The organism is Pseudomonas sp. SDT291_1_S447, from assembly GCF_054070155.1.
On record NZ_JBSVXS010000019.1, the window covers coordinates 67,643 to 82,005 of the forward strand.

Sequence of the window (14,363 nt, forward strand, 5' to 3'; positions counted from 1 at the left end):
GGAGCGCAGCGTTGAAATGATCGTCGGCCTGCTGGCGATCCTCAAGGCCGGCGGCGCGTATGTGCCGCTGGACCCGGCCTATCCAGAAGATCGCCTGGCCTACATGATCGAAGACAGCGGCCTGCAATTGCTGCTGACCCAAACGCATTTGCAAGCGCAGTTGCCGATCCCGGCAGGTGTGCAAACCCTGTTGCTCGATCAGCCAGGTGAATGGCTGGCGGCTTATCCACAGACCGCGCCGAGCGTCGCCGTCAATGGCGAGCACTTGGCCTACACGATCTACACCTCCGGTTCCACCGGCAAACCGAAAGGCGTGATGGTGCGCCACGCGGCGCTGAGCAACTTTGTCGCGAGCATGATCAAGCAGCCGGGGATTGCCGCTGCGGATCGCATGCTGTCGCTGACCACGTTCTCCTTCGATATTTTCGGCCTGGAAATCTATGGCCCGCTGCTCGCCGGCGCCTGTGTGGTGCTGACCGGCAAGGATGTGCATCAGGATCCGCAAGCGGTGCTCGAGCTGATCGAGCGCCACGCCGTCAGCGTCCTGCAAGCCACGCCATCGACCTGGCGCATGCTGCTCGACCATGAACATGCCTCGATCCTGAGCGGCCGCACATTCCTCTGCGGCGGTGAAGCACTGCCGCAGGAGCTGGCCCAGCGCATGCTGGCGCTGACGCCGAGCGTGTGGAACCTGTATGGCCCGACCGAAACCACGATCTGGTCGGCGCAACATGCGCTGAGCGTGGACAACAGCCGTCCATTCCTTGGCACGCCGATCGACAACACCGCGCTGTACATTCTCGGCAGCGACCTTGAGCTCAATCCGCTCGGCGCACCCGGTGAATTGCTGATCGGCGGTGACGGTCTGGCCCGTGGTTACTTCCAGCGTCCGAGCCTGACCGCTGAACGTTTTGTGCCGGATCCGTTCTCGGCAAACGGTGCGCGTCTGTACCGCACCGGCGACCTGACCCGTTATCGCGCAGAAGGCGTGATCGAGTACATCGGGCGCATCGACCATCAAGTGAAAATCCGTGGTTTCCGAATCGAGCTTGGCGAGATCGAAGCGCGTTTGCTTGAATTGGACAGCGTGCGAGAAACCGTGGTGGTCGCTCAGGACGGCCCGACCGGGCCGCAACTGGTCGGCTATGTGGTGCCGTCCGCCAGTGCTGTTGACGAAGTCGAACTGCGCGCCGCTCTGAAAGCCAACCTCAAGGCCGAACTGCCGGAATACATGGTGCCGGCGCACCTGCTGTTCCTCGCGCAACTGCCGCTGACCCCGAATGGCAAAGTCGACCGCAAGGCCTTGCCGGCACCTGACGCCAGCCAGTTGCAATCGACTTACATCGCGCCGCAAACCGCCACCCAACACACCGTCGCCGAGATCTGGCAAGCGGTGCTCAAGCTTGAACGTGTCGGCCTGAGTGACAACTTCTTCGAACTCGGCGGCCATTCCTTGCTGGTAACGCAAGTGGTCTCGCGTGTGCGTCAGGCGCTGAACGTTCAGGTGCCGCTGCGCACGCTGTTCGAGCACAGCACACTGGAAGATTTCGTTGCTGCTTTGGGTGTCGATCAGGCCGCTCAGGAACCGGCGATTGTCGCGCTGCCGCGTACGCAACCGCTGGCGCTTTCCTATGCGCAGGAACGCCAGTGGTTCCTCTGGCAACTGGAACCGACCAGCAGCGCTTACCACGTTCCGGCGGCGCTGCGTCTGCGTGGCGAACTGGATCTGCCGGCGTTGCAGCACAGCTTCAATGCGCTGATCGCGCGCCACGAATCCCTGCGCACCTGCTTCGTCGAAGAACAGGGCACAACTCTGCAAGTGATCCAGGCCCAAGGCACGCTGGATCTGCAAGTGCAGCACGTGGCGGGGCTGGACGACGCAGCGCTGCAAGCGCTGGTCGCCGCAGAAACCCTGCACCTGTTCAACCTGCAGCAAGGTCCGTTGCTGCGAGTGAAACTGCTGCGTCTGGCCGCCGATGATCACGCGCTGGTGATCACCTTGCACCACATCGTCTCTGACGGTTGGTCGATGAACATCATGGTCGATGAACTGGTGGCGTTGTATGCCGCGTACAGCCAGGGTCAGACCGCACATTTGCCGGCTCTACCGGTGCAATACGCCGACTACGCCGTGTGGCAGAAACAGTGGATGGACGCCGGTGAACACGAGCGTCAGTTGAGCTACTGGACCGCGCAACTCGGCGATGGCGATCAGCCGCTGCTGGAGCTGCCGACCGACCGTCCGCGCCCGGCCGAGCAAAGCTATCGCGGCGCGCGTCGCGACATCCCGCTGAGCCTCGAACTGACCACTGCCCTCAAGCAAGTCGCGCAGCGTGAAAACGTCACCCTGTTCGCGCTGTTGCTGGCGTCGTTCCAGACCTTGCTGCACCGCTACAGCGGTCAGGCCGACATCCGCGTCGGTGTGCCCGTGGCCAACCGTAACCGGGTCGAGACTGAAGGGCTGATCGGATTCTTCGTCAACACCCAAGTGCTCAAGGCTGAATTCGACAGTCAGCAGACCTTCCGCAGCCTGTTGCAGCAAGTGAAGAACACCGTGCTCGGCGCTCAGGCGCATCAGGATCTGCCGTTCGAGCAACTGGTCGATGCGCTGCAACCGGAGCGCAGCCTCAGCCACAGCCCGCTGTTCCAGGTGATGCACAACCACCAGAGCCAGGCGCGTCAGGCGCAGGGCGCCACACGCCTGCCGCAACTGCACATCGAAGGCTTGCCTTGGGCGTCGAATACCGCGCAGTTCGACCTGACCCTGAACACCTTTGAATCTACCGACAATGTCTGGGCCGAGCTGACTTATGCTACCGACCTGTTCGACGTCGAGACTATTGAGCGCCTGTCGCAACACTGGACGAATCTGCTGCAAGGCATCGTCACCGACAGCGGCCAGCGTATCGCTGAACTGCCGCTGCACGACGCCGCCGAACGCGCGGCGACGCTGCTGCAATGGAACCCGGCCGTTGCCGATTTCCCCAACGAGCAGTGCCTGCATCACTTGATCGAAACCCAGGCCGCCCGTGCCCCGCAAGCCGTTGCCGTGACGTATGCCGAGCAATCCTTGAGCTACGGTGAACTGAACAGCCGCGCCAACCAGTTGGCCCACAAGCTGATCGCCAGCGGCGTCGGCCCGGACGTGCGCGTCGGCCTCGCAGTGGAACGCAGCCTCGACATGCTCGTCGGCCTGCTGGCAATTCTCAAGGCGGGCGGCGCTTACGTGCCGCTCGACCCAAGCTACCCGGAAGAACGCCTGAGCTACATGATCGGCGACAGCGGCATTGGCCTGCTGTTGAGCCAAAGCCACCTGCTCGGTCGTCTGCCCGTGCCGGATTCGGTGCGCAGCCTGATGCTCGATCAGGATCGCGAAGACCTCGAAGGTTACAGCGACAGCAATCCGCAAGTGCGCATGAGCGCCGACAACCTCGCGTACGTGATCTACACCTCGGGTTCGACCGGTCAGCCCAAGGGCACCTTGCTCGCGCACCGCAACGTGCTGCGCCTGTTCGAAGCCACCGATGCCTGGTTCGATTTCGGCCCTTCAGATGTGTGGAGCCTGTTCCATTCCTACGCGTTCGACTTCTCCGTGTGGGAGATTTTCGGCGCGTTGCTGTACGGCGGCAAACTGGTGGTGGTGCCTTACGAGGTCAGCCGTGCGCCGGAAGATTTCTTTGCCTTGCTGTGCAGCGAAGGCATCACCGTGCTCAACCAGACGCCGTCGGCGTTCAAGCAGTTGATGCAAGTGGCGTGCGCCCCGGAACACGCCGCGCAACAACTGGTGCTGCGCTACGTGGTGTTCGGTGGTGAAGCACTGGAAGTGAAGAGCCTGCGCCCGTGGTTCGAGCGATTCGGCGATCAGGCACCACAACTGATCAACATGTACGGCATCACTGAAACCACCGTGCACGTGACCTACCGGCCGTTGTCGATGGCCGATTTGCAGCGCGACGCGAGCAGCCCGATCGGCGAGCCGATTGCCGACCTGTCGTGGTACTTGCTCGACGGCGATCTGAACCCGGTGGCCAAGGGCTGCATCGGTGAGCTATACGTCGGTCGCGCCGGTCTGGCGCGCGGTTATCTGAACCGTGCCGACCTGACCACGCTGCGTTTCATTCCCGATCCGTTTGCCGCTGACGGCGGTCGTCTGTATCGCACCGGCGACCTGGCGCGCTATCGCGCCGACGGCGTGATCGAATACATCGGGCGGATCGACCATCAGGTGAAGATTCGCGGTTTCCGTATCGAACTCGGTGAGGTCGAAGCGCAACTGCTCGATCAGGCTGCCGTACGCCAAGCCGTGGTGCTGGCGCAGCCGGGTCTCAGCGGCCAACAACTGGTTGCCTGGCTGGTGCCAAGCGATGCCACGCTGCTCGACGCCAGCACAGCGGAACAGGCGCAGTGGCGTGACCGCGTGCGTGCCGAACTCAAGGAAAATCTGCCGGATCACATGATCCCGGCGCACCTGTTGCTGCTCGCGCAATTGCCGCTGACCGCCAACGGAAAACTCAACCGCAGTGCGTTGCCGTTGCCGGATACCAGTCAGGCGCAGCAGGCCTATCAAGCGCCGCAAAGCGAGCTGGAGCAGCGTTTGGCGGCAATCTGGCAAGACGTGCTGAAGCTGCCGCAAGTCGGCCTCAACGATAACTTCTTCGAACTGGGCGGCGACTCGATCATCTCGATTCAAGTGGTCAGCCGTGCACGTCAGGCCGGGATTCGCCTCAATCCCAAAGACTTGTTCCAGCACCAGACCATTCAACGTCTGGCCCTGGTCGCGCAGTTGGGCGATGACGAATCGGGCATCGACCAACAAGCGGTGACCGGCGCGGCGTTGCTGCTGCCGATCCAGCAGCAGTTTTTCGAAGACGACATCCCTGAGCGTCAGCACTGGAACCAGTCGGTGCTGCTCAAGCCGCGTCAGCCGCTGGACGCGGAGAAAATCGAGCAAGTATTGCGCGCGCTGGTCGCGCATCACGATGCCTTGCGCCTGAGCTTCACCCAACACAACGGCGTGTGGCAGGCCGAGCACCGTGCGGTTGAAGATCAGCCGCACAACCTGCTGTGGCAGGAAGACGTCGCCGATGCGGCTGCGCTGGAAGCCTTGGGCAACCGCGCCCAGCGCAGCCTCGATTTGCAGAACGGGCCGCTGTTGCGCGCGGTGCTGGCGAATCTGGCCGATGGCACCCAGCGTTTGCAGTTGGTGATCCATCACCTGGCCGTCGACGGTGTTTCGTGGCGGATTCTGCTGGAAGACCTGCAAAACGCTTATCAGCAATTGCTCGATGCGCAGCCGCTGAGCCTGCCGGCGAAGACCAGTGCCTTCAAGGACTGGAGTGAACACTTGCAGCGCTACGCCAACAGCGCGGCGTTGCAGCAGGAGCTGGCTTACTGGCAGGCATGCCTGAATGATGTCGGCAGCGATCTGCCGTGCAAGCGCATGGACGCCGGGCAGCAGAACAGGCTGGCGCAGACGGTACAGACCAAGCTTGGCGCGGAGTTGACCCGACAACTGCTGCAAGAAGCGCCGGCGGCGTATCGCACCCAGGTCAACGACCTGTTGTTGACCGCACTGGCGCGGGTGATCGGACGCTGGAGCGGGCAGTCATCGACGCTGATCCAGCTCGAAGGCCATGGCCGTGAAGAGCTGTTCGACGGTGTCGATCTGACCCGCACCGTGGGCTGGTTCACCAGTCTGTTCCCGGTGCGTCTGACCCCGGCGGCTACACCGGGCGAGTCGATCAAGCAGATCAAGGAGCAACTGCGCTCGATCCCCAACAAAGGCATCGGTTTCGGTGCACTGCGTCATCTTGGCGATGTTCAGGCACAACAGAGCCTGCGCGCCTTGCCAACCCCGCGCATCACCTTCAACTACCTCGGCCAGTTCGACGGCAGTTTCGAGGGCGATGACGGCGCGCTGTTTGCACCGGCGCCGGACAATGCCGGTCTCGATCAGAGCGCGGACGCGCCGCTGGGCAACTGGCTGACCCTCAACGGTCAGGTGTATGGCGGCGAATTGCGCGTGGGCTGGACCTTCAGCAGCGAGCGTTTCGACAACGCCGTGATCGAAGCACTGGCGGCGGATTACGCCGAAGAACTGGCCGCTTTGATCGACCATTGCCTGACCCCGGGCGTCGAAGGCTTGACGCCGTCGGACTTCCCTTTGGCGGCGCTGACCCAGGCGCAACTCGACGGCTTGCCTTTGCCGGCCCAGCAGATTGCCGATGTCTATCCGCTGTCGGCGATGCAGCAGGGCATGCTGTTCCACAGCCTCTACGAACAGGCCACCGGTGATTACATCAACCAGGTCCGTCTCGACGTCGAAGGCCTTGATCCGCAGCGCTTCCAGCAAGCCTGGCAAGCGGCGGTGGACAACCACGACATCCTGCGCACCAGTTTTGTCTGGCAAGGTGAGCTGGCGCGCCCGGTGCAAGTGGTACACAAGCAACTGGACATGCCATTCAGCGTGCTCGACTGGCGTGAGCGCAGCGATTGCCTTGGCGAGTTGAACGCGCTGGCCGCCGCCGAGCAGGCACAAGGTTTCGACCTGAGCCAGGGGCCGCTGCTGCGTATGGTCGTGGTGCGTCTGGACGACCAGCGTTGCCATTTGATCTACACCAACCACCACATTCTGATGGACGGCTGGAGCAATTCGCAGTTGCTCGGTGAAGTCCTGCAGCGCTACAGCGGCATCGCCCAGCCAACGCAGGCCGGGCGCTACCGCGATTACATCGAGTGGTTGCAGCGTCAGGACGTGCAGGCCAGCGAACATTACTGGACCGCGCAACTGGCTGATCTGGAAGCGCCAACCCTGTTGGCGCAGGCACTTCAGGCGCAGCGTGGCGACGCCCCGCGAGACGGCCACGGCGAACATTTCTGTGTGCTCGACGCGGCGCAAACGCGGCAGTTGGGCGAGTTCGCCCGGCAGCAGAAAGTCACCCTCAATACGCTGATTCAAGCGGCCTGGTTGCTGCTGTTGCAGCGCTTGACCGGGCAACAAAGCGTGGCGTTCGGCGCTACGGTGGCGGGGCGTCCGGCGGAACTCAAAGGTGTCGAGCAGCAGATCGGTCTGTTCATCAACACCTTGCCGGTGATCGCCAGCCCTCGTTCGCCATCCAGCGTAGGCGAGTGGTTGCAGAGCGTGCAGGCGCAAAACCTGACGCTGCGTGAGCATGAGCACACGCCGTTGTTCGACATTCAGCGTTGGGCGGCGCGCAACGGTGAAGCGCTGTTCGACAACATTCTGGTGTTCGAGAACTACCCGGTGTCCGAGGCGCTGGCGCAGGGCGCGCCGCAGGAATTGCGTTTCGGCGAGATCAACAACCATGAGCAGACCAACTATCCGCTGACGCTGCTGGTGCATTTGAGCGACGAGTTGTCGATGCACTTCAGCTACCAGTGCGACAGCTTTGCGGCGCACAGCGTTGTGCAGTTGGGCGAGTACTTGCAGCGCCTGCTCGGGCAGATGAGCGAGTCGGGTGAGCGCACGCTCAGCGAGTTGAACCTGATCGACAACGGCCCAAGTGCCGAGACCGATTTCGTCACCGAGCAGTGCATTCATCAAGCTATCGATCGCCAAGTGGCAGCAACGCCGGATGCCTGGGCGGTGACCTTCGCTGACCAGCAAATGACCTACGCCGAACTGGACGCGAAAGCCAACCGTCTGGCGCACAAGTTGATCGAGCTCGGTGTCGGTCCTGAAGTGCGCGTGGGCGTGGCGATGCCGCGTTCCGAGCAGTTGCTGATTGCCCTGCTGGCGGTGCTCAAATCCGGTGGCGCGTATGTGCCGCTGGATCCGGATTACCCGGCCGATCGCGTTGCCTACATGCTCGAAGACAGCCGTGCGCGGGTGTTGCTCACTGAGCAAGCGGTCGCTGCGACGCTGAGCGTACCGGGCGATACGCAAGTGCTGCTGATGGATCAGGTGTCGCTGAACGCTTATCCGGCTAGCGCACCTCAAACATCGGTCACACCGGACAACCTCGCTTACGTGATCTACACCTCCGGTTCCACGGGCAAACCGAAAGGCGTGGCCATCGCCCATCGCAACGTCATGGCGCTGATCGACTGGTCGGCCAAGGTCTACAGCCGCGACGACATCCAAGGCGTGCTGGCCTCGACTTCGGTGTGCTTCGACCTGTCGGTGTGGGAGCTGTTTGTCACCCTTGCCAATGGTGGTTCGCTGATCATTGCGCGTAACGCTTTGGAGTTGCCACAGTTGCCGGCGCGCGATCAGGTACGCCTGATCAACACCGTGCCGTCGGCCATCGCTGCACTGCAACGCGCCGGGCAGATTCCTGCGGGCGTGCGCATCATCAACCTGGCGGGCGAACCGCTCAAGCAAGGCTTGGTCGACGCGCTTTATCAGCCGTCGACGGTCGAGCACGTCTACGACCTTTATGGCCCGTCGGAAGACACCACCTATTCGACCTGGACCCGCCGCGTTGCCGGTGGTCAGGCGCGCATTGGTCGTGCCCTGAACTACACCGCCAGCCATCTGCTCGATGCCGATCTGCACGTCGTACCGCAAGGTGTGTCGGCTGAGCTGTACCTGTCCGGCGCCGGCATCACCCGTGGTTACCTGGGCCGCGCGGCGATGACTGCTGAACGCTTCGTGCCCAATCCACTCGCCAGCAACGGCGAGCGCATGTACCGCACCGGCGACCTGATTCGTGAACGCGAAGAGGGCGAACTGGAATACATGGGCCGCATCGACCATCAGGTGAAAATTCGCGGTTTGCGTATCGAACTCGGCGAAATCGAAGCGCGCCTGGTGGCCCATGTCGCCGTACGCGAAGCGGTCGTGGTGGCCAGTGAAGTGCAGGGCAGCCAACAGTTGATCGCCTACCTTGTGCCGAGCGATCCGGCGTCGGTCGACGCCAGCGCCGAGCAGCAACGTGACTTGCATGACAGTCTCAGCGCCTGGCTGGGCGCCACCCTGCCGGATTACATGGTGCCGACGCACCGCATGTGGCTGGCGCAGATGCCGCTGACCCCCAACGGCAAGATCGATCGCAAGCGCTTGCCGGCACTGGAACTGACGGCGGCGCAACAACACGTCGATCCGGTCAATGCCACCGAGCAGGCGTTGGTGGACATCTGGAAAGAGGTGCTGGGACTGGCGCAGGTCAGCACCCGCGATAGCTTCTTTGCCCTGGGCGGCGATTCGATCATCTCGATTCAAGTGGTCAGCCGTGCCCGTCAGCAAGGCCTGGAACTGAGTCCGAAAGACCTGTTCCAGCACCCGACCATTGCGCAATTGGCCCTGCGCGTTGAAGCCTCCTGCGATAAGCCGGTGGCAGCACTGATCGAGGTGCCGCTGCATGGTCTGAGTGAGATGCAAGTCGCGCAATTGCCGCTGTCGCAAGATCAGTTGGCCGGTCTCTATCGTCTGTCGCCGATGCAGCAGGGCATGCTGTTCCTCGGCCTGAACGCGCCGGAGTCGGATCTCTACATCAACCAATTGTGCATTCCGGTGCAGGGCCTTGACCCGGCGCGGTTGAAAGACGCCTGGGAAACCGTCAGCCGGCGCCACGACATCCTGCGCACCGGGTTCCTCTGGCAGGACATGGCCGAACCGTTGCAATTTGTACTCGCCGATCCGCAACTGCCGATCAGCCTGCTTGACTGGCGCGAGCAGGATCACTCGGCCGAAGCACTGCAAGCGTTGGCCGATGCCGAGCGAGCCAAGGGCTTCGATCTCGATCAGCCGCCGCTGCAACGCCTGACGCTGGTGCAGGTGGGCGAGGACAGTTATCAACTGATCTGGACCTATCACCACATCCTGATCGATGGCTGGAGCAGTTCGCAGTTGATCGGTGAGGTGTTGAGCCAGTACTCCGGCAAGCCATTGGCCGACGCCGTGCCTTACCGTCGCTACATCAATTGGCTGCAACAGCAGGATGGCAACGCCAGTGAAGGGTTCTGGCGTGAGCACCTGAGTCAGCTCGACGAGCCGACTTATCTGGCCGACGCCGTGGCGCGCACCGGCAGTGGTCGCGGCCACGAGGCGTTGTACAGCCGCTTGGGCGAAGTTCGCACCGAACAGCTCAAGGCCTTCGCGCAAGCTCAGCACGTGACCCTCAACACCTTGGTGCAGGGCGCGTGGCTGATGTTGCTCAGCCGTTACAGCGGCCAGCGCTGTGTCGCGTTCGGCGCGACGGTAGCGGGGCGCCCGGCGAGTCTGCCGGCGTCGGAGTCGATCCTTGGTCTGTTCATCAACACCTTGCCGGTGATCAAGGACGTACCGGCCGAGCAGTCGGTCGGCGAATGGCTGCGTGACTTGCAGGACTTCAACCTGGAAATGCGTGAGCGCGAATACACTCCGCTCACCGACGTGCAGCGCTGGGCCGGACGTGCCGGGCAATCGCTGTTCGACAGCATCATCGTGTTCGAGAACCACCCGATCGACCAGGCGCTGCGCGAGTGGCGCGATGACTCGCTGAAGTTCGGCGAGATCAGCAACGCCGGCCTGACCAACTTCCCGATGGACTTGATGGTCACGCTCGAAGAAGGGTTGGTGATCGAGTACATGTTCCTGCGTGAGCATTTCGATCGGGCGACCGTCGAAGGCATTCGCAGCAACATGGAAGGCTTGCTCGCGGCGCTGGCCGAGGATGCGGCGCAACCGCTGGGGCGCATTGGTCTGCCGACCGGTCAGGTCGCAACCGCGCAGGCGCTGCCGGCACCTTCGCAAGCAGTCGCCGTGCATCAGCGCATTGCCCAGTGGGCGGTGCAGCGTGGTGAGCAGACGGCGCTGATCTTCAATGACCAGTCCTTCAGTTACGGCCAGATCGACGCCCGCGCCAACCGTCTGGCCCATGCCTTGATCGCCGAAGGCGTCGGCCCGGAAGTACGCGTCGGCGTGGCGCTGCCGCGTAGCGAAAGCATGATCGTGGCGCTGCTCGCTGTGCTCAAGGCTGGCGGCGCTTATGTGCCGCTGGACGCGACGTATCCGCGCGAACGCCTAAGCTATCTGATGCGCGATTCCGGGATTGCCTTGCTGCTCAGTGATTCGAGTCTGCGTCAGGTGCTGCCAACGCAGGACAACCTGCATGTGCTGGAGCTGGATCAACTGGAGCTGGCCGCGCACTCGGACAGCGCACCGGATGTCGCGGTGCAGCCGGGCAACCTGGCTTACGTGATCTACACCTCCGGTTCGACCGGCCAGCCGAAAGGTGTCGGTGTCGCTCACGGCCCATTGGCGATGCACTGCGAGGCGATCGGTCAACGTTATGAAATGAGTGAGGCCGATTGCGAACTGCACTTCATGTCGTTCGCGTTCGACGGCGCGCATGAGCGCTGGTTGACCACCCTGACTCACGGCGCACGCTTGCTGATCCGTGACGACAGCCTGTGGACTGCCGAGCAGACCTACAACGCTCTGCATCAATACGGCGTAACCGTGGCCGCGTTCCCGCCGGTGTATTTGCAGCAACTGGCCGAACACGCGGAACAGCACGGCAACCCGCCGCCGGTGCGCATCTATTGTTTCGGTGGCGACGCCGTGCCGGTGGCGAGTTTCGAACTGGCCAAACGCGCGCTTCAGCCGCAGTACATCATCAACGGTTACGGCCCGACGGAAACCGTGGTTACGCCGCTGATCTGGAAGGCCGGCACTGACGATCAGTGCGGTGCGGCCTACGCACCAATCGGCAGTGTGGTCGGCGAGCGCAGCGGTTATGTGCTCGACGCCGATCTCAATCCGTTGCCGGTGGGCCTTGCCGGTGAGCTGTACCTGGGCGGCGCGCTGGCCCGGGGTTATCTGGGCCGGGCTGGCGGCACCGCCGAGCGTTTCGTGGCTAACCCGTTCAGCGCCGATGGCAGTCGTCTGTACCGCACCGGTGACCTGGTTCGCCAGCGCGCCGACGGTACTGTTGACTACTTGGGACGGATCGATCATCAAGTGAAGATCCGTGGTTTCCGTATCGAGCTGGGCGAAGTCGAGGCGCGTCTCAAGCAGCAACCGGGCGTGCGCGACGCCGCCGTGGTAGCCCGCGAGGGCGTCAGCGGCAAGCAGTTGCTCGGTTATGTGCTGGCCAATGCCGATACGCAAACCGACGGTTTGTGCGAACGCCTGCGTGAACAGCTCAAGGCCAGCCTGCCGGACTACATGGTGCCTGCGCACCTGATGTTGCTCGAACGCATGCCCCTGACGCCGAACGGCAAGCTTGACCGCAAGGCGCTGCCGAACCCGGACGCTGAACAGCGTCAGGATTACCTGGCGCCGCGCACCGAGCTGGAAAAGGCCATGGCGAAGATCTGGCAGGAGGTGCTGAAAATCGAACGCGTCGGCCTCACCGATAACTTCTTCGAACTGGGCGGTGATTCGATCCTCAGTCTGCAAGTGGTGGCCCGCAGTCGCGTGCTGAAAGCTCAGGGTCTGAGCCTGAAACTGCGCGACCTGATGCAGAAACCGAGCATCGCCGAGCTGGTCGCCAGTGTGCAGGGGACAGCCGAAAAAGCCTCCGGGCTGTTGGCGATGAACGCAGAGGTCAAAAGCGTTGCGCCGCTGTTCTGCATCCATGCAGGTTTCGGCACGGTGTTCGACTACGAGCCGTTGGCGCGCCGTTTGAGCGGTCGTCGTCAGGTGTTGGCGATTCAGTCGCGGATGCTGCTGGATCCGGCATTCAACGATGTCTCGTTGCAGAGCATGGCCAGCGCTTACGTGGCACAGATCCGCGAGAAACAGCCACACGGACCGTATCACCTGTTGGGCTGGTCGCTTGGCGGGACGTTGGCGATGTTGATGGCCGCGCAATTGGAACAGGCTGGCCAGACCGTGAAATTCGTCGGCCTAGTGGACAGTTTCGTGCCGTCGGCCAAGGTCAACGAAGGCGCGGTGGATGACTGGCAGGCCGATCTGCGCGACTTCCTGCGGGTGACCCTGCCGGATGCCGCGTCAGGTTTGCGCATCGACGGCGAGGAAACCGCGCAGAACCTGCGGGCGCTGTTCGCCCGTGCCATGAGTGCCGAACGCGGGTCGTCGACTTACGTGGCACTGGGCGCCGATGAACTGGCCCATGTGTTCAGCGTGGCCCGTCGACTCAAGCAACTGTCGTTGCAGCTGGATCGCTGTGCACCCTTGGCGGTCAACCCGATCTGCTGGTGGACGCTGGGTCGCGAAGAGGAGGCCGGGGAACTGGCGGCGCAACTTGCGCAGCCGGGCATGGGCGGTGAATGGCTCGATTGCGGGCACTTCCAGATCCCGCGCGATGAAACTTTCCTTTCCGAGGCTGAAGAAATGCTTGGCGTGATCGTTGAACCTGTAGCCATGTCCTGAACCTGAACAGCGCTCGGGCGCCTGCTGGCGCTTGAGCGCTCTGGAGATTTGAATGTCGTTGAACCCTGATATCGCCGCGTTCCTGCAACTGGTCGGCAACGGCCGGGCCAGTGGCAAGCGCGTTGGCATGCATGAGCTGAGCCCGGCAGAGGCCCGCGAACAATTTGATCAGTCGTCGCTGTTGATGGATGCCGGCGGCGAAGAGTTGGCGGTGGTGGATGAGCTGCAATTGCCGGTGCGCGATGGCACGCGTCTGCACGCACGCCTTTACAGCAATCAGCCTCTGAGCGTCGGGGCAGGGCGGCCGGCGCTGCTGTATTTCCATGGCGGCGGGTATGTGGTCGGCAGCCTTGATTCCCACGATTCTCTGTGCCGGGCGTTGGCCGCGATGGCCGATTGTGTGGTGTTGTCGGTGGCGTATCGGCTGGCGCCGGAGTTTCGCTTTCCGACCGCCGCTGATGACGCCCGCGATGCCTGGGACTGGCTGGTGGCGAGTGCTGCGGATCTGGGCATTGATGCCGCGCGTTTGGCGATTGCCGGTGACAGCGTCGGTGGTAGCCTGACCACGGTGCTCGCCGCGCAACTGGCGGATGCGGCTGTGCAGCCGCGTCTGCAAGTGCTGATCTATCCGGTCACCGATGCCAGTCGCAGCACGCCTTCGATCGAGCAGTTCGGGGAAGGATATCTGCTGGAGAAGGCTTCGCTGCAGTGGTTTTATGAGCACTATCAGCGTGATGCCAGCGATCGTCTCGATCCGCGGTTTTCGCCGTTGCTGGCTGAGGTTAACGCTAACGTTGCGCCGGTGCTGCTGGTGTTGGCCGAGTGTGATCCGTTGCACGATGAGGGCGTGGCGTATGCGCGTCACTTGCAGGCGGCGGGGGTTGCGGTGGAGCTGAAGGTTTATGAGGGGATGACCCATGACTTCATGCGCATGGGGGCGATTATTGATGAGGCTGAAGAGGCGCAGGGGCATATTGCTCGGCGCTTGGTAGAGGTGTTTGCTGTGGCTTGACGGGGGGGGGGAATATCCGTTGCTGCGGGTGTTGCTGATTAGGGTTCCGCCCTTACGGCGGGTCACTTT

2 protein-coding genes (1 of these 2 cut by a window edge) are annotated in these 14,363 nt (G+C 62.8%); both read left to right on the forward strand.

Going from position 1 to position 14,363, the window contains the following annotated elements; translation table 11 throughout:
• Positions 1–13,282, forward strand: partial view of a non-ribosomal peptide synthase/polyketide synthase gene (locus ACW9IR_RS09465; protein WP_457462911.1) — the 3' portion only. Its footprint begins 1,706 nt before the window's first position; only the last 13,282 of its 14,988 coding nucleotides appear in the window; its start codon lies off the left edge, out of view; its stop codon occupies positions 13,280–13,282.
• Positions 13,283–13,334: 52 nt separating this feature from the next.
• Positions 13,335–14,294, forward strand: coding sequence for an alpha/beta hydrolase (locus ACW9IR_RS09470; RefSeq protein WP_102900912.1), 960 nt, complete (start codon positions 13,335–13,337; stop codon positions 14,292–14,294).
• The last annotated feature ends 69 nt before the right edge of the window (positions 14,295–14,363 follow it).

Excerpts from the sequence above, each read along its gene's own strand:
- ACW9IR_RS09470 (WP_102900912.1), top strand. The coding sequence starts at position 13,335 with ATGTCGTTGAACCCTGATATCGCCGCGTTCCTGCAACTGGTCGGCAAC.